This is a genomic window from Kitasatospora sp. NPDC057500 (assembly GCF_042802195.1).
GTDB lineage: Bacteria > Actinomycetota > Actinomycetes > Streptomycetales > Streptomycetaceae > Kitasatospora.
Map to the genome: position 1 here is coordinate 1 of NZ_JBHVER010000168.1, position 18,165 is coordinate 18,165.

Consider the following 18,165-nt stretch of genomic DNA (forward strand, 5'->3'; position numbering starts at 1 on the left):
TCCACACCGGCCACCACACCGCCCACCCCCCCCGCGCAGAACTCACCCCCCACACACCACTCCAGCACAACAGCACCCCCCGCGACCACCACGCCCCCCCCAACACCACAAAGCACCCCCGCCCCCCCCACCCCCCACCCCGGCCCCCCCCCCCGCACCCGGAGTCCCCGGGGCGGCGCCGCTCGATCCCTGACAGCGCCCCTATCGCGGGGCGTTGCAGCTGAACTGCTGGTTGATCTGCTCGGCCGTGCGCGGTCCCTCACCGGTCCAGTACTGATCGGGCCGCAGGACCGCCGCCGCGGCCTTCTCCGTGTCGGCCACGTCCTCCGCGCCGCGACGTGCCGAGCGGTAGCCGACCCCCAGGAACTTCGGCAGGACCGGCACCTCCTCGTAGACCGTCCGCTCGGCGAAGCCCTCCGGCGCCCAGGCCGGGCCCCCGGAGTCCGACACCCCCAGAACCACGACCCGCCCGGCCCGCGCCTCGGGCGACGTCGGCGCCGAAGCGGCGAACAACTCCCGTTGCTTGCGCGTCATGTCGAAGCCGCTCACATCGGTGAGCGCTTCACCCGGGCAGAGCGGGAAGAACACCTCGACCCGCCCCCCGTCGACCCGGAACCCGAAGTGGTACGGCTCCGGATCCGACATGAAGCAGCCGCTCAGCAGCATCGCGCCGAGTACAGCGAGCCCGGCAGCCAGAGCACGCCTCAGAAACACTGTGTGTACTCCCCGTCCTCCAGACCCGCCCGGCGCTCCCAGAGATTGGTGCACGGGTTCACCCCGGCTCCGAAGTACAGGAACGGGAAGAACTGACCATAGGTGCGCCACTGCTGGGCATGCCGTCGTTCGTGATCGAGCACGGTCGGCGCTATCGGCTTGTCGTGGCGGCGGGTGAAGAAGCTCGAACCGATCGTGGTGCCACCGCGCTGGTGCAACCCCACCCCGCCCTCGCAGACGCGGAACTCGAAGTTGCCACGGCACTGGTACCCGAGGACCGGTGCCACTCGCATCATCACGACGTCCACGGCCGCCGTCTGTGCAACCGCCACCGACCGCTGGACATTGCTGCCGATGATCTTCGCGCCGGCCACGACCTTGCGGCCGACCAGCTTCGCCGCCTTCACCGGATTGACCGTCACCTTCGGCTTGACGAAGGACTTCCAGCTCCACTTCCGCCCGTCGAGATCGTACTGGCCGATCGGGTCGCACGGGTACCCGTAGGCGTTGGGGCTGCCGCCGGGCACCGGGTCGACGGAGAGGAACCGGCCGGTGGCCGGGTCGTAGAGGCGCACGCCCATCAGGACGATGCCGTCCTGGGCCTCGGCGGAGCGCTGCTTACCGCCCAGCCAGCCGTAGCGGGTGGCCGCCTGGCCGTCCGCCGGGGTGCCGTACTCGTCGGAGTCGAGGAGGACCGGAGTGGTCAGGGCCGGGTCGGTGACCAGGACCACCGAGCCGAACAGGTTGGTGAGTTGGAGCTTGACCTCCCCCGTGCTGGTGGTGGTGGCGGCGAGGTCGCCGTTGGTGCCGGGGACGTTGCGGGTCCAGGCGCCGGCGGTGTCCTCGCTGATCCAGCGCGGGCCGTCGCCGGTGCTGCCGTAGTGGTTGAGCTTGGTGGCGGTGGTGGACCAGGTGCCGTTCGGCTGCTTGGTGGCGGTGGTGCTGCCGTTGAGACGGCCGGCGGGGTCGAGGGTCCAGGTCTGCTTGGTGGTCGCGGTCTCCTGGCTGGCGACCAGGTCGTTGACCCGGTAGCCGAGGGCCGTGCCGCTCGGCGTGGTGAGCGTGCGGCCGAACGCGTCGTAGGTGTAGCCCGCTTGGGTGATGCGGTCGGCGCTGTCGTAGGCGGAGGTCACGGCCGTGGCGCCGGTGGTGGTGCAGGTGCCGTCGACGGCCGGGCCGGCGGTGGTCCTGGCGGTGCGGTTGTAGTGGACGTCGTAGGTGTAGGTGCGGGTGGTGCAGCCGGCGGCGGCCGTGGACTGCTCGGCCTTGACCAGGCGGCCGAGGCGGTCGTAGGCGTAGGACTTGAGGCCGTTGGTGCTGCTGTCCTCGGTCACCTGGCCCTGGGTGGAGACCTCCTGGTTCTGCGCCCAGACGACCTTGCCGTCCGAGGCGCGGGCGTACGTGCGGGCGATGGCCTTGCCGGAGGCGTTCAGGGTGTCCTTGCGGACGATGCCGCCGGGGTAGGTCTGCTCGACGAGCTGGCCGTCCGGGCTGTACTTCGCCGTGAACTCGCCCGCCCTGCTGTCGTTCACCGAGGTGAGCAGGCCGCGCGGCTCCTTGGTCCGGTCGTAGGTGTAGGCGACGCTGCCGGTCGGGTCGGTGACCTTCACCGGCTTGCCGAACCTGTCGTACTCCGTGGTCGTGATCGCGCCGTCGGAATCGGTGTAGGAGACCGTCCGGCCGAGCACGTCCTTGACGGTGGTGACGGACTTGCCGCCCGCCGTGGTCGACACGGCCTCGCCCGTGGCCGGGTCGTAGGCGGTGACGGCCTTCGGCACGGCCTGGCCCTCGTCGGCGGTGACCTCGGCGGACATCGTCCGGTCGACGGCGTCGTACGCGGTGACGGACCTGCGGGTCCTGCCCGCGTTGGTCTCCACGACCTCCTCCGGCTTGCCGGTGCGCGAGTACCGGGTCACCTGCTTGACCGGCAGCGTGGTCGGCATCCGAGACGCGTCCGCACCGGTGACACCGGCGCCCGGCGACGTGACGCACGGCTGGCCCGCCCACTCGGGACGGTTGCCGCAGGCCGCGTTCGCCGCGTTGGCCCCCGCCGTGTAGTAGACCGACTTCACCGTCGAGGCGTCCGCCGCGTCGGAACCCGGAACCCGGACCTCCTCGACCCGGCCCTGCGCGTCGTAGCGGGTCGTGGTGGTGAGCTTGGCACCCGACGCGTCGGTGGTCACCGCGGTCGGCTTCTTCAGCGTCCAGCCCGAGGTCCCGCCGATCGGCGTGCCGTAGCCGGTCCTGGTGACCCGCAGCTCGGCGTCGTCGGCGTAGCCGTCGATGCGGGCGCCGTCAGTGGCCGTGGTGACCAGGTGGTAGGCCTGGCCGTCGGGCTTGTTCTCGTCGTAGGTGTTGGTGCCGTGGTCGCGGACCACCACCGGCGTCCCGGCGGCGAGCGTCGGGTTGACGGTGTTCTTGGTCAGGGTGATGGTGTCCAGGCCGGCGTGGTAGCGGTCGCCCTGGCTGCCCGCGTTGGTGCCGGTGACGGTGACCTTGAGCTCGTGGTCACCTCGGGCGAGGCGGACGGACCGACCGGCCGTGTACGGGGCGGTCGAGCCGGCCGGGTCGGCGTCGAAGGTGTCGATCGGCTGGCCGACGTTCTGGCCGTCGATCGCGAACTGGATGACGCCGTGGTCGTTGAACCGGGTCAGCTGGCCCGAGAGCACGTACTCGCCCTCCTCCGGAACGCTGACGCGCATGACGTCGTAGGCACCCGCCTGCGTCCCGACCAGGTTGAGCTGCGCGCCGCCGGACCAGGACAGCGCACCGTTGTCGTTGATCACCCGCACCGGAGCGGTGGCCCCGAGCTGCGGCAGCTTCTCCGCCTCCCAGGTCGACGTGACCGGGGTGCTCTGGCCGTTGACCTGCTCGGTGAGCGCGGCGCGGTAGACCGGGCCGAGCGTCTCCGCGACGTCCTGGCCGTCGGCCGTGTAGACGGTGCGCGAGTCCAGCAGCCGGGCCCGGGCGGCCGAGTCCGCCGGCAGGTTCAGCTCGGCCGCGTACCGGGCCGCGTCCGGGTGGGTCCCGAGCGCGATCGAACGGTTGGTCGCCTCCAGGGAGCGCACCACATGACCGTAACGGTCGTACTCCTTGGTGTCGATGTCACCGCCCGGCGTCACGGACGGGGAAGCCGTGTTCACCTCCTGCCCGCTGGCGTTCAGGTAGTGCACGGCGGCCGGCTTGTAGCCGTCCTTGCCCGGCTTCGCCGAGGTCGCCGTGTTGGTGCCCGGGTCGTCCTCGGGATCGAACACGGCGGTGGCGTCAGTCGGCGCGTCCGTCTGCGCCCACTTGGCGACGTCCGCGCCCGCCAGGTCGTACGGTCCGCCGCCGACGGTGGTCAGCGGCACGTCGTAGACGACGTTGACGGCGGTCTCGCCGTTGACCTGGTCCTTGCTGCCCTGTGCCAGAGCGGCGCGGCGGACCTTGAGCAGGCGGCCCGGGTCCTGGTCGGCCGCGGCCTTGCCGAAGTCGAAGCTCCACGGCAGTTGGCCCGCCGGCGTGGCCCGGACGACCCGGCCCGCGTCGTCGTAGCCGTACCTGGTCTTCAGCGGCTGGGCCAGGCGCGGGTCCCAGGTCTCGGCCAGCCGGCCCTTGTCGTCGTACGCGTAGTGCGCCACCTCGACGGCCTCCTGCTTGGAGGTCGCCGGGTTCCACGACCAGACCTTGACCGCCTTGACGCGGTCCAGGAAGTCGCCGGGCGTGGTCGCGGTGGCCGTGGTGGCCTTGGCGTAGTCGTACTCCATGACCTCGCAGCCGCGCGGCAGCGGATCCACCGAGCAGCGGTTGGCATCGTCCACCCCGGCCTCGACCGGCGGGACCACCCGCTTCACCAGGGCCCGGCCGTCCGTGGTGTCGTACTGGTAGCGGGTCGCCGACGGGGCGCCCGGACCGGTCTCGCTGACCACCTGGAAGCTGTTGGAACCGGCCTGGCGGGCGAAGACGGTCTTCGTCCCGTCCAACTCGGTCAGCTCGTAGGTGGTGGCGTTGGTCTGCACGTCCCAGACCTGGTTCGGACCGGCCCAGCACACCCAGACCGTGGCACCGTGGTCGGTGTCCAGGCACTTGCCCGAGTAGAGGCTGAGCACCATGCCGTCGGTGCGGACGTCCCATTTCTGGTTGTCACCGCCGTTGCAGCCCCACAGCACCACCCGGGTGCCGTCGGTCACCTGACCGTAGGGGTTGTCCAGGCAGTAGCCGAGCAGTCTCAGCGTCAGGTCGTCGCCGCGGGTCCACTGCTGGTTCGCCGCGCCGGTGCAGGCGGCCGGCTGGAGCGCGGCACCGTTGCCGGCCACGCCGTTGGGCGCCTCCAGGCACTGCCCGCTGCTGTTCAGCAGCAGCGCGCCGGAGGTGGCCGGCACGGCCTTCAGGGTGAGCGACTCGGCGCCCGGCTCCGGGAAGAACGTTCCGTTGGCTCCCTTGGCGAAGGTCAGGGTGCCGTCGTCGTTGCCCTTGATCTCGACCAGGTCGGACTGCGGGAACGACAGCGACCGGTAGTCGGAACCGGCGCCCGCGTCGGGGCCGCCGGCCCACTGCGGGCCGAACGGCGCGACGATCTCCTTCAGCGAGAGATCGTCGAAGAAGACCTCCTTGCCGGTACCGGGGAGGTTGCCGTTGTAGAGCCGGAACCACGCCTGGTCGGCGTCCTTCGGGACGGCCATGTCGACGGTCAGCTGCTGCCAGCCGTCCGTGAAGGAGGCCTTCTTCGAGGTGACCTGGCCGTAGCCGGCCGCGGTGTGGTGGAGACCGGTCAGGGTCAGGCCGCGGTCGGCGAGCGGGTTGTCCAGGCCGGTCGCGCCGGGCACGTAGATCCAGCCGGTGAGGCGGTAGGTCCGGCCGGGCCGCATGCCCTGGGCGAGCGTGTACTCCGGGCCGACGGCCGCGTAGCTGTCCCAGCCGTTGCCCGGCTTGACCAGCAGCGAGTCGGTGGAGCTGTCGTGGCCGCGGGCGGTCGAGCGGCTGACGTCCGCCTGGCCGGCGGTGAAGCCGGCCGTGTCGGTGCCCACCTGGCGCTGGTTGGTCGTCAGTCGCTCGCCCTGCGGCTGCCAGCCGCGCGCGAGGTCGCGCGAGGAGGAGGTCCGGGTGACCGACATGCCGAACGCGGTGGTGTCGGTGGCGCTGGTGGAGTAGTCACCGGTGAGCAGGTTGACCGACCCCGGGCCCGCCTCGGCGCTCGCGGCGCCGTCGGCGTTGCGGTCCACCGTGAGGGTGTTCCAGGCGGTCGCGTAGCCGGCGCCGGAGCCGTCCTCGGGGAACAGCTTGGCCCGGACCTGGACGACGCCACCGATGTTGCCGAGGGTGTCCAGGACGTTCCAGTTGGCGTGCGGGCCGAGGTCCGCGAGGCGCGGCTTGTCCTCGGTGACCGGGGTGTTGTCGGCCTTGGCCAGGTTCGCCCGGGGCACCGCGTACTCGGTGGCGCCGGGGCCGCGGCGGTACTCGTAGACGATCCGCTTGAACTGGGCCTGCGCGTCGACGGCCAGCTTGACGCGCTTGGCCGCCCGGGTGCCGTTCACCGGCGAGCTGATGCCCGCCTGGCCGACGTGGAACACGTACGGGGCGGCGGGCGGGGACAGGTTGCCCGCACGGTCCTTGGCCTGCACGGTCAGTACGCGCCGGCCCTCGGTGGTCGGAGTGATCGACGTCGTCAGCCCGGCCGTGGCGTTGACCGTCACCGGCGTACCGCCGTCCAGCGTGTAGACGTAGGCGGCCAGGTCGTTCGTCCCCGCGGCCGTGGTGAACGTGAAGGAGCCGGCCTGGTTGGCCGCACCGTGCCACGTCCCGTCCGAGGGGTAGTCCGCCGAGGTGACCGTCGGCGCGCCGGGGGCGGTGGTGTCGACGACGAAGCTCGTACCGGACCAACCCGTCGCCGAGTGGCCGTCGAAGACCCTCGTCCACACCGAGTACGGCACGCCCTCGTCCAGCTTCGCCACACCCAGGTCGGAGGGGCTCACCTGGAGATAGCTGTTGGCCGGCACCTGCCGCACGATGCTGTTGACGAACGCCCCGTCCCGCCAGAGGTCGACGTTGACGTTCACCGTCCCGTCGTCGGCGTCGTCGGCGCGGACCTGGAAGCGCGGGGTCGCGGAGCTGGTGTACCGCGGCTCGCCCGGCTGCGAGGGCTGCACCTCGATGCCGGACGGCGCCGCCGGCACCGAGTTGACGGTGACCGAGAGGTACGGCGGGAAGTCGCTCTCGGCGGAGCCGAACCGCTTCCAGGAGAGGCTGCTGTTCTCGTCCGTCGCCTTCAGCAGCAGGCCGTAGTCGGAGTTGTGCTGCGCGAAGTACCGGACCATGTCCGTGACGTCGGTGTTCGTCCAGCCGGATCCGTCCGGGGCGACGCAATGGTGGGTGTCACCGCCGTCGATGTCGTAGGTCTCGTACGTCCGGGTCCACATCCGGCCCCAGGCCGGCTCGTTGCCCCACCGGGTCCACGAGGCGGCGCCGTTGGCGTTCCAGACCTCCCACTGCTTCGGGACGCAGGAGGAGGAGTGGTAGTTGAACAGGTGCAGCCTGGCGTCGAGGATCTGCTTCCCGTTGAAGTCCCTGCCCGGGATCGTCAGGTAGGAACGCGCCTTGACGGTGCCGTTGTAGCTGCCCAGCTTGAGGTCCTCCGAGCCGGAGGCGTCCCAGCCCACGTCGTTCTGCACGAACGTGTCGTAGGTGGAGAAGACGCTCACCACCGGGTCGACGGTGACCGGGTACTGGGTGTTCGCGTCGGCCAGGAACGCCGCGTCCGGGGTGAACACCAGCTCGGTGTCCGCGCCCTGTCCTCGCACCTGCATCGTCACCGGCGCGCGGTTGACGTGCTCCTGCGAGGCCGGATCCACCACCGCGTCCCACATCACCGGCGCCGGGATCTTCACGGCCGGCCGGCCGGTCGTCTTCTCGACCAGCTGGACCGAACCGTCCTGCTGCGCCACGACGTTGAGGCCGGTGGTGTCGATCGGGATCGTCATCGTGCCGGCCTGGCCCACGGCGGAACGATTCTTCACGATCAGGAACTGCTCGAAGCCGGTCCGGGTCGCCTTCACGACGAGGTCCACACCCGGACGGGCGTCGACGTACGTCGCCTTGCCGCCCTCCAGCCTCGGCTTGGGCAGCCGGCCCAGCCAGCCGAAGCCCACCTTCTGGTCGCCGGAGCCGTAGCCTGCGAGCTCGCGCTCCTGGAGCGTGGTCGTCGTCGAGGCGGGGGCGTCTCCGGCGACCGGCGCGCCGTCGGCTCCCGGCAGGCTGTCGCCCACCGTGACACCGGCATCGCCGCCGTCGAGGACCAGCCCACCGGGGTGCGCCTTCGGCGCCACCTTGCCGTCCGGCGTCTGGGCCAGGGTGGTGTCCACCGCGACCCAGGAGCCGCCCGACTTCATCCGGACCGGGCCGGTCGACCGCTCGGACGTGAGGGTGCCCTCGGGATTCGCCCAGAGGGTCGTGAACTCGGTACGGGCGCCGACCACTTCGACCCGGCGGCCACGGAGCCGGGCGGACAGGAGCGCCGAGGCCTCGTCGGGCGCCTCGTCGGCCGACGCGGCCGGCGCGGCGGACTGCGGGGCGGCCGGAGCCGGCGCGGCGAACGCCGCCGAGGCGGTCAACGCCTCGACCGCGACACCGGTCTGCACCAGCAGACCCAGCGTCACGGCCGCCGACAGGGAGCGTTTCCAGCGCATGGACTTCGAGGGGGCCCCACCCGCCGCAGCGGAGGACGGGACCGTGGAACGTCGTGACATCGAATCCTCGTCGAGAGAGTGCCAGGACGGTGCAAGCCTTCTGGCTCGACGGAGAACCTCTCACCGTTCCAGGACTCCCAGGAGACGCTCGGAGTCTCGATCGAATAACGATGCATCGCGCACGACCGTTCCCCCGACGGGCTTCTGACGTCTTGTCAGTCCACTTACGGATAGGAGCAGTTCGCGGTGCTTGCGGTCATCCGAACCGGATCGCCGGGAACCTTCCCCTGCGGCGGCGGAGGGAACCGCAATAGGGTGCGAACATGACACGCCATCTGACCTTCGACGGTCCGTACAACTTCCGCGACCTGGGCGGCTATCCGGCCGCCGACGGGCGGGCGGTGCGCTGGGGGCTGCTCTACCGATCGTCCTCGCTCGGCAGGCTCGCCTCGGCCGCCGACCTGGAGCGGTTCCGGGCGCTGGACATCGGCACCGTGATCGACCTGCGGTATCCCTGGGAAATCGAGCGCCGGGGGCGGATACCGGAGCTGGACGGGGTCGCGTACCACAACCTCTCCATCGAGCACCGGCCGTACGACCAGGCCGAGATCGACCCGGAGCTCGACCCGTGGCGGTACCTGGCGGACCGGTTCGCCGAGGTGGCCGAGGACGGTGTCGCGGAGATCCGCGCCGTACTGGACCTGATCGCCGGGGCCGAGCGGCCGGTGGTGTTCCACTGCGCCGCGGGCAAGGACCGCACGGGGCTGATCGCCGCGCTGGTGCTCACCCTGCTCGGTGTCGGCGAGGACGACGTGGCCGCCGACTTCGCACTCACCGAGTTGGTCACCGCCCGGCTGGTGGCGGACTGGCGCGCCGGCAACCCGGGGCGCACGCTGCGCTGGCCCGCCTTCGGGCGCGCGCCGGAGGCGGTGATCCGGTTCGCGCTCGCGGACCTGGCCGCCGCCCACGGCTCGGTGCACGGCTATGCCACCGGCAAGGTCGGGGTCGACGAGGCGCTGATCGGCCGACTGCGGGCGCGACTGCTCACGGCGTAGCCGGGTGCCGACGAGAATCGGCCAACGCCCCGCCGGAACGAAAATCGCATGAAAGAGAAATCTATCGGCTAGTAGATCAGAAAAGGACAAGGCGGATCGATATTCGACCGGAACGGTCGGGTCCCGGGATCTTCCGACGAATGTCGATCAGCCCCTTGTCAACGCCCGCCCCCTCGGCCTCATGTGGCCGAATGGCCGAAAAAAATAGTGCTGGCCGCCTGTTCGTGCACGCTAAGGTCATTCCCGCGGCGGCTCGGCCGATCGGGTGACCGCGACCGTTCGGGTCGGACCTCCGCTCATTTCCTTTTGCCTGCATGGCCCCGCCCCGCCAGGCGGTGTCACCGAAATGATCGGACGGAAGATGCACGCAAAGAACCGGGCCGACCGTTTTCGCCGCACCAGCAGCACCAATCGCACATTCGTCCGGGGCGCCCTGGTGGCCGCCGCGCTGATCGGCTTCGCCGGCGCCGGTCCCGCGCTCGCCGAAGGCTCCTGGACGTCCCACATCAGCAGCTGGGGGCCAGGCTCGGAATCCCGCCGCTGGGCCGACAGCGACCGCGACGACGTCGCCACCACTGTCACCTTCCAGGGCTGCGAGACAGGCAACAACGACTTCAAGGACGCCGACCTCCAGCTCTACAAGGACGTCTTCGGCCCCGACAAGGCCTACGGCCACCGCTCCAACCACTGCGACACCTCCGGCTGGGGCGACCAGAGTTCCGGCGACTACTACTTCACGCTGGAGGGCGTGCGCAGCGGCGCCAAGCTCTGGGTGGACACCGTCACCACCCGGTACTGACCACGTCCACGCCTTCACCCTCGCCCCCACCCCGCCCCCGCCCCGCCCCCGCCCCCGCCCCGGCCGTGGTTCCGGCGGACGCCCCCGTCCGCCGGCGCCCCCGCACCCCTCCCGAGCGAAATGCGTCGACCCCGCCATGGCCCTTGAGTTCCACCGCATCGACTTCCAGTACAACCGGAAGGCTCCCCTGTTCACCGGTCTCGACCTTCGGATCGACAATCCGGCCACCGTCCTGCTCGGCCCCAACGGCGCCGGAAAGTCCACCCTCATGGCGCTCGCCGCCTCGCAGTTGAACCCGCACCGGGGCCTGATCACCTGGCACGGCGTCAACCCGGCGGCGGGCGGCGGCGACCGGGCCGCCTACCGGCGCACGGTGGCCTGGCTGCCGCAGCAGATCACCCCCGTCCCGGGGCTCAACGTACGCGAACAGGTCGCGTACTGCGGCTGGTTGAAGGGCATGTCGCGCACCGCCGCCTGGCACGCCTCGGCCGGCGCGCTCGCCCGGGTCGGCCTCTCGGAGCTCGCCGACCGGGCCGGCCACCAGCTCTCCGGCGGTCAGCTGCGCCGGATGGGCATCGCCGGCTGCCTCGCCCATCACAGCGAACTGATCCTGATGGACGAGCCCACGGCCGGGCTCGACCCGGCCCAGCGCGCGGTGTTCCGCACCCTGGTCGAGGAGTTGACGGGCGAGGTCAACGTCGTGGTCTCCACGCACCAGACCGAGGACCTCGCCGAGACCTACCGGCACGTGGTGGTACTGGACCGCGGCCGGGTCCGCTTCCAGGGCGCCACCGAGGAGTTCCACGCCCTCGCGGCCGGCGGCCGGGTCCCCGGAGCCGGCAACGGCCCGCCGAGCGCCGAGGCCGCGTACGCGAGCCTGATCGAACGGGAGGCCTGACCATGCTGCTGCGCACCGTGCTACGGGTCTCGGCCGGCACCCGGGCGCTGCCGTTCCTCCTCGGCTTCGTCCTGGTCGCCCTCGGCGACGAACTGACCGCCTGGGTCACCCCCGGCTACGGGCTCGCCGCCGCCGGGCACGCCACCCTCGCGCTGCCGTTCGCCTGCGCGGCCTGCGCGGCCTGCGGCGCGTGGGAGGGCGGACGGCTGCACCGGGGCGGCGTGTTCAGCCGCTCGCCGGTCCGCTCCGCGCCGGCCATCACCGCACCGGTGCTGCTGCCGGTCGCCGCGATGGGCGCACTCGGCATGGCCGCTGCGCTCGGCACCACCGCGCTGGCCGGCGGCACCGCGGCCGGCGTCCCGCAGCCCGGCCCGCTCGCCGTCTGGGCCGGACTGCTGCTCGCCAACACCCTGGTCGGCTCGGTGGTCGGGCGGGTGCTGGCGCCGGTGGTCGCCGTCCCGCTCGCGCTGATCAGCAGCTTCGTGCTGAACGCCTACCCCGCCGCGTTCGACACCTACTGGCCGCGGCACCTGGTCGGCGGCGGGCTGTCCGACTGCTGCGCCGTGGACCAGGTGCTGGACGGGCGGGCGGTGGTGGCCTCGCTCGCCTTCTCCGGCGCGGTCTGCGCGGCCGCCGTGCTGCTGATCCGCCGGCGCGGCACCCCGCTCGCCGTCGCCGCCGCGCTGGCGGTCGCGGCGGGCGGGGCCGCGGCGGGCGGCTGGGCCGCCCGCGACCTCGGCCCCGAACCGGTGCGTGCCCGCTCCGCCGCCGCCCTGGTCTGCGCGGACGGAGGGCCGCGCGTCTGCCTCTGGCCGGAGCTGGGCGGCGCACGCTCGGCGGTGGTCCGCGCCGAGGTCCGGAAGGCCTCCGCCGCCCTGGCCGGGCACGGTGTCACCGTTCCCGAGGCGTTCACGATGGCCGCCCGGCCGGGCCCGGGCGAGGCGAAGCTCGGCGTCCCCACCGACGCGCGGGCGCGGGACGTCGCGCCTGCCGTGGTCGGCGGCCTGCTCCCGCGCGCCCCGGACTGCGCCCGCCGCGGCGACCCCTACCCGGCCGCGGCCGCCCTCGGCACCCTCACCGCCTGGCTCACCGCCCGTGCGGGCCCGGACGGCACCACCGTCCCGGCGGCCGGCGTCGGCGGCCGCTTCACCGAGGCCGACGCCGCCCACGCCGCCCGGCTGCTCCGGCTGCCCGACGGGCCCCAGCTCGACTGGTACCGCGCCACCATGGCCGCCCTCGCCGACTGCGGCACCCCGCCCCCGGCCCCCGTCGGAGGCGAGCCGTGATCTGGTGGTACAAAGCTCGCGCGGTGCCGGTACTCACGGCCGTCCTCGCCGGAACCTTCGCCGTCGGCCTGCTGTTCGGGAACGGCGAGCTGCCGGTGCCGGCGCTGCACGGACAGGCCGGGCACTTCCTCCTCGCGCACGTGGTCACCCTGCTCCCGGCGGTGTTCCTGCTGTACGGGCTGGGCCGGGGCGACCTGCGGACCGAAGCCGTCGCCGGCCGGTTCCTGCGGGGCCTCGACGTCGGGCTCGCCCTCACCCTCGCGGCCGCCGGAACAACGTGCGGAGGCCTCGCCTACGCGGCCGGCCAGGGCGCACTCGCCCTGGTCCTGGCCCGCAACATCGCCGGCTACCTCGGCCTCGCCCTGCTCGTCCACCCCCTGATCGGCCACCGCCCGGCCGCCGCCGCCCTCGCCGCCACACCCCTGCTCTGCTCAGCCACCGGCTGGTACCCGAACGGCCGCCCCCGCCCATGGGCCTGGCCGCTCCACCCCGCAGACTCACCAACCGCCCTGACCGCCGTCACCCTCCTCCTACTGACCGGGGCCGCCTGCGCCCTTCTCCGCCGCCCCCCACCCACGCCCGCCCCATAGCCGTCGGCCCACCCACCCGTCCTGCACCCGCGACGGCAAGGCCCGCCCGAGCGATCACCCATCCGCGACCGCGACCGACATCCTGCTTCACCAGCACCCGCCCACCACGCTCGGCCCGCACGCGGGCTACGCCCACTCCACCGAAAGCAGATGGCCACGCTGCGACGGGCCGGCCGGGCGGCTCAACGACAGCGCGGCCCGGAGCCGCCACCACCCCGAACCCCGCGGGGCACTCGCGGGGCGCTCGCGGACCACGGACACCACCCCGAGGCCCGCAGCATCCTCAGCACCCCGACCGCTGCCCGCGCACGCAGTCCGCCCCGGCGACTCCTCGACGGCGAAGGGCGGAATCTGCCCCAGCGGGCAGACCCCCGAACCTTCCGGGCCCCACGCAGGCGGTACGCCACAGGGCGCCAGGGCCTGCGGGCCGCTGCCCGCAGGCCCGACCGACATCCCGCTTCGCTGATGCCCACCCGTCACGCTCGGCCCGCACTCGGACAACGACCACTCCACCGACAGCCGACGAGCGGCCATGCTGCGACGGGCCGACCCGGCGACCCGGCGATTCGGCGACGCCAAGGCTCCCAGAACCTGCGGGGGCCCGCGGACTGCGGCCATCGGCTCCCGCAGCGCCGGCCCCCGAGCCCCGGACGCCCGCACCGAGCCCGAGCGCCCCACCGGCCGCCGTGGCGCCCGCCCCTGCGGGGACCCCGGCCACCGCGACCGGCACGGCGGCCACCCCGGCTGCGAGCCCTTGCAGCGCCCGGCCGAGCCACGCGACCCGCAGCACCCTCACCCCCCGGTCGCCGGCCGCCCACGCAGGCCCACGCCCAGCGCACTCCGACACCCACCCGCCCGACGGACCGACGGCAGCGAGGCCCGCCGAACAGGCGCCCCCTGATGCTCGCCGAACACGGCCGCCATGCCCAAGGCCCGGCAGCCCCACCCACCCAGCAACGCAACAACGGCACGGCCCGCTACCGCCCCATGTCACCGGACCCAGAGCCCAACACGCCCGTGATCACCCGCTACAACCCGTCCGCCCCCTGATGCTCGCCGAGCACGGCCGCCGTGCCCAAGGCCCGCTAGGCCCACCCACCCAAGAACGCAACAACGGCACGGCCCGCTACCGCCCCGTATCACCGGCCCGGGGCCCGGGGCCCACGGCACCCGGTCGGCCGGCGGGGTCAGCGGCGGCGGGGTTTGCCCGTGCGGGTGTTGCTCCTGGGCTTGCGTGGGGGGCGGGGGCTGGAGGACGGGGTGGCCGGGTCGGTCGTGTCAGGCCAGTGGGTGGGGCGCTTCAGTGCTGCCGGGAGGCGGGTGGCGGCATCGCCGCGGGCGGCGTTGAGCTGTGCCTGGGTGAGGAAGAGCGCCTCGGTGAGGTCGGCGCCCGCCAGGTTGGCGTCCCGCAGGTCGGCGCCGACCAAGTCGGCGAGCCGCAGGTCCGCCCCGGCGAGGTCCGCGGCCACCAGCAGCGCGCCGCGCAGGTTGGCACCGCGCAGGTCCGCGCCGCGCAGCCGGGCGCCGAACAGGTCCGCGCCCCGGTGCTCGCGCCGGCGCGGGACGGCGGCCCTGACCAGCTCGCTCGCCTTGAGCAGCAGCTCGGCGACCGCCTGCCGGTGCGCGGGCACGTCGACCGCCAGGATCTCGTCCGGTGTGCCGCCGGCCAGCCGCTCGGTCTCCTCCAGCGCCCGGCGCAGCTCCCCGTGCACGGGGCGGGCCGGCTCGAAGGTGAGCGCCTCGGTGAGGTACCAGAGCAGCTCGTGCAGCTGCCGCACCACCGGGAACACCTCGAACATCGCCCCCGCGTCCTCCGGCGCCTCCCGCCAGCCGCGCCCGCCGAAGGTGACCTGGGAGACCTGCTGCCCGGCCCCGAAGCAGTCGTACACCGTGCAGCCGGGGAAGCCGCTGTCACGCAGCCGCTCGTGGATGCCGCAGGTGAAGTCCGTCTTCAGGTTGCGGCAGGGGCTGCCGGCGGCCTTGTTCACGGCGAAGTCGGCGCCGGCGGCGAACGGCAGCGCGACGCAGCACAGCCCGAAGCAGCTCCCGCAGTCGGAGACGAGGTTGAGGCTCGGGACGCTCACGATGCTGTTGTTCCTCCGGGAAGACGGCGCGGTGCGGGGGTGCAGCTGTAGAGCGTACCGACAAGCCCCCGGGCGGCCGTCGGTTAGTGTGGTCGGCCGAGTACGAGCAACACCGGAGCGAACGTCCAGCGGAGGAACCAAGGCATGTCCCGGCACGACGTGGCGCCGTACCCGGACACCGAAGGCACCGCGGGCGCCGAAGGCCCCGCGCGGCCCGCCACCGACGACGACGGCCGGCCGGACGCCCTCCGCCTCCCGGCCCGCGCCCGCACCGTCGCCTTCACCCTGCTCTGCTTCGCGGTCTGCCTGGCGATCGCGGCCCAGCAGTGGACCACCCTCCAGCTCGGCGGCTTCGACCTCGGCATCTTCGACCAGGGCGTGCGCGGCTACGCGCACCTCGGTCTTCCGGTGTCGACGCTGAAGAGCTACCACCACGAGTTCCCGCCCGGCTTCTCGCTGCTCGGCGACCACTTCTCGCCGGTGATCGCGCTGATGGCACCGCTCTACTGGCTCTGGGACGACCCGCGCTCGCTGCTCCTCGGCCAGGCCCTCTGCTTCGCGGCCGGCGTGCCGCTGATCCGCCGGATCGCCGACCGCTGCTTCGCCGGCGCCGACCCCCGGACCGCCCGCCGCGCCGCCGACCTGGCCGCCCTCGCCTACGGCCTGGGCTGGCCCCTGCTGGTGGCCTCGCGCGGCGGGTTCCACGAGGTGGCGTTCGCCGTGCCGCTGACGCTGCTGATGCTGGAGCGCGGGATGGCCCGGCAGTACTGGGCGTCCGCACTGGCCGGCCTGCTGCTGTGCTGCACCAAGGAGGACATGGGCCTGGCGGTCGGCGCCTACGGCCTGGTGCTGCTGCTGCGCGCACGCCGGGAGCCGGACCCCGGGCGGCGCCGCCCGGCGGTCCGCTGGGGCGTGGGCCTGCTGCTCGGCGGCCCGCTCGCCGCGGCGGTGGCGATCGCGAAGCTGATCCCGGCGATGGGCGGGGTGCCCGGCTACTACTGGAACTACGAGGCGCTCGGCGAGGACGGCGGCTCGGCGGTCGCCAACGTGCTGGCCGACCCGACCCTCCTCGTCTCGGCGTTCTTCGACGCCCCGCTGAAGCCGTTGCTGCTGCTCTGGCTCTTCGGCACCCTGTTCCTGCTCCCGCTGCGCTCGGCGACCGTGCTGCCGGCCCTCCCCCTGCTCGCCGAGCGGGTGCTCTCCAGCAACCCGAACCACTGGTCGATCGCCCGGCACTACGACGCGTTCCTCTGGCCGATCCTGCTGGTCGCCGCGCTGGAGGTGCTGGGCCGCCACCACGACCACAGGCTGACCCGGCGGCTCGGCGTGGCGGCGGCCGCCGTGACCGTCGCGGTCGCGCTTCCGCTCGGCGCGGCGAACCTGTTCGTGCCGGCCTACTGGCAGCCGAAGACGAGCGAGGCGGCGCTGCTGCGCGCCACGGCACTGGTCCCGGACGGCGCCTCCGTGGAGGCCGACAACCAGGCGGCGCCGCGCCTGACCTCCCGCGCGGACGTGGTACTGGTCGACGAGAAGCCGCGCGGACGCGAGTACGTGCTGATCCGCGCGGACAAGCGGTCCTTCCCGTTCCGCACCGACCGGGAGCAGGCGGCCCGGATCGAGCTGCTGCTCGCGCACGGCTACCGGACGGTCTGGTCGGAGGACGGCGTGTTCCTGCTGCACCGGGAGGGCACCGAGCCGGTCCCGGGCGAGCACGTGCCCGGCCCGGGCTCCACCCCGTTCCAGGACGAGGTGCCGTCGGACGTGGGCCGCAACCTCTTCCGCGGCTGACGGCCCGCCGCTGCCCGGCGGCAGCCAGCCCGCTCAGCCCTCGTACGGCAGCAGCTCCGCGCGCTTGGGCGGGCGGCCGTCGCCGGAGGAGCGGCCGGTGAGGCGGCGGCCGATCCACGGGCCGAGGTGGGTGCGGGCCCAGCGGGCGTCGGCGGCCAGCCTCTCGCCGCGGGTCGGCGGGGCGGCGGTCGGCAGCGGGGCGCGCCAGTCGAAGCCGGCGGGGCGCCCGAGCGCCTCCAGGACGGCCTCGGCGACGCGGCGGTGGCCCTCCGGCGAGAGGTGCAGCCGGTCCTCCGCCCAGAGCCGGCGGTCGTCGAAGCAGGGCGCGGAGAAGAGGTCCACCACGGCGACGCCCGGGTCCTGGGCGAGCTCGTGCACGAAGGCCTTCATCCGCAGGATCGCCGGGAGCAGCCGGGCGGAGCCGGCCATCCGCCGGGTCGGGTCGGTGCTGGTGAACATGACCACGGTGGCGCCGGTGGCGCGCAGCCGGGTGGCGGAGGCGCCGAGGAGTTCCTCGATCCGGGCGGTGTCGCAGCGCGGCCTGAGCACGTCGTTGAGTCCGCCGGCCAGGGTGACCAGCTCGGCGCCCATGGCGGCGGCGCGCTCCAGCTGCTCGTCGTGGATCTGGCCGATGAGTTTGCCGCGGACGGCGAGGTTGGCGTACCGGAAGCCGCCGACCGGATGGTCGGCGGCGAGTCGGGCGGCAACGCGGTCGGCCCAGCCCCGGAAGTGGCCGTCGGGCAGCAGGTCGTCGCACATGCCCTCGGTGAAGGAGTCCCCGACGGCGACGTAACTGCGGAAGGCGGTGGGCGTGTTCTCCGTGTTCTCCATGGCCCGTCGATCGTACGCGCGCGGGTTTCGAAGGGATCCGGCGGCCTCGGGCGCTTGCCGCGGGCGCGTACGGCGGGGCGGCTCCCCGGACCGGATCAACGGCCACGGCAAGCGGACGCCGATCGACCGTCAATCGGCCCCGGGCAGGGTGGAGCACGTCGGGAGGACGCGACGCCCGGCAGGAGCAGCACGAGCAGCACGGCATCCGGAGCCACGAGCCGCCGGAGCGGATCACCGACCAGCAACGGGGGAGCTGGTCGTCGGAGTCCAACGGATCCGCCACCGGCACGGAGGGGTTCGCGCAGTTCCACGGGGGAGAACTGCGCGAACCCCGTCCTCGACGGGCGTCCGGTGCGGTGCATCCGGTCCTCGGGTCCCGCAAGTCCCGCAAGAACCTGCAAGAGCTGCGAGAACCCGCCAGAACCCCGGGCCGCGGGGCGCCTCCCACACGGGGCGCCC

At 73.3% G+C, this 18,165-nt stretch carries 10 protein-coding genes; 6 read left to right on the forward strand and 4 right to left on the reverse strand.

Annotation, left to right across the window (positions count from 1 at the left end; translation table 11 throughout):
- Positions 1 to 201 precede the first annotated feature (201 nt).
- Together ACFU74_RS28155 and ACFU74_RS28160 are read right to left on the reverse strand one after the other, a co-directional pair.
- Positions 202 to 666 carry a hypothetical protein gene (locus ACFU74_RS28155; protein WP_380761659.1) on the reverse strand — a complete coding sequence of 155 codons (465 nt, stop codon included), beginning with the start codon at positions 664 to 666 and terminating at the stop codon, positions 202 to 204.
- Between the two features lie 38 nt (positions 667 to 704).
- On the reverse strand, positions 705 to 8,375 hold the full coding sequence (locus ACFU74_RS28160; protein ID WP_380761661.1) for a ricin-type beta-trefoil lectin domain protein: 7,671 nt from the start codon (positions 8,373 to 8,375) through the stop codon (positions 705 to 707).
- A 323-nt stretch (positions 8,376 to 8,698) separates the two neighbouring features.
- Between ACFU74_RS28160 and ACFU74_RS28165 the strand changes: the two genes are divergently transcribed.
- From ACFU74_RS28165 to ACFU74_RS28185, 5 genes are all read left to right on the forward strand, one after another.
- Positions 8,699 to 9,430 carry a tyrosine-protein phosphatase gene (locus ACFU74_RS28165; protein WP_380761663.1) on the forward strand — a complete coding sequence of 244 codons (732 nt, stop codon included), beginning with the start codon at positions 8,699 to 8,701 and terminating at the stop codon, positions 9,428 to 9,430.
- A 361-nt stretch (positions 9,431 to 9,791) separates the two neighbouring features.
- Complete coding sequence (locus ACFU74_RS28170) at positions 9,792 to 10,229, forward strand: hypothetical protein (protein WP_380761665.1); 438 nt, start codon at positions 9,792 to 9,794, stop codon at positions 10,227 to 10,229.
- Between the two features lie 136 nt (positions 10,230 to 10,365).
- Entirely contained in the window at positions 10,366 to 11,127 is a 762-nt protein-coding gene (locus ACFU74_RS28175) for an ATP-binding cassette domain-containing protein (protein WP_380761667.1), read from the forward strand.
- 2 nt (positions 11,128 to 11,129) lie between these two features.
- On the forward strand, positions 11,130 to 12,413 hold the full coding sequence (locus tag ACFU74_RS28180; protein ID WP_380761669.1) for a hypothetical protein: 1,284 nt from the start codon (positions 11,130 to 11,132) through the stop codon (positions 12,411 to 12,413).
- A gap of 23 nt (positions 12,414 to 12,436) precedes the next feature.
- Positions 12,437 to 13,003 (forward strand): hypothetical protein, encoded by a 567-nt coding sequence (locus tag ACFU74_RS28185; RefSeq protein ID WP_380761671.1) that lies wholly within the window; start codon positions 12,437 to 12,439, stop codon positions 13,001 to 13,003.
- A gap of 1,187 nt (positions 13,004 to 14,190) precedes the next feature.
- On the opposite strand, the gene ACFU74_RS28190 is transcribed toward ACFU74_RS28185, so the two are convergent.
- On the reverse strand, positions 14,191 to 15,087 hold the full coding sequence (locus ACFU74_RS28190; protein ID WP_380761673.1) for a pentapeptide repeat-containing protein: 897 nt from the start codon (positions 15,085 to 15,087) through the stop codon (positions 14,191 to 14,193).
- Between the two features lie 144 nt (positions 15,088 to 15,231).
- Here ACFU74_RS28190 and ACFU74_RS28195 point away from each other — a divergent pair, with 144 nt between their 5' ends.
- A complete protein-coding gene (locus tag ACFU74_RS28195) occupies positions 15,232 to 16,875 on the forward strand; it encodes a DUF2079 domain-containing protein (RefSeq protein ID WP_380761675.1) in 1,644 nt (547 codons plus the stop codon).
- Positions 16,876 to 16,908: 33 nt separating this feature from the next.
- Here the strand turns inward: ACFU74_RS28195 and ACFU74_RS28200 are convergent, their stop codons facing one another.
- The gene (locus ACFU74_RS28200; RefSeq protein ID WP_380761677.1) at positions 16,909 to 17,706 is read right to left on the reverse strand and encodes an SGNH/GDSL hydrolase family protein; all 798 of its coding nucleotides are present in this window, start codon (positions 17,704 to 17,706) and stop codon (positions 16,909 to 16,911) included.
- Positions 17,707 to 18,165: the final 459 nt, after the last annotated feature.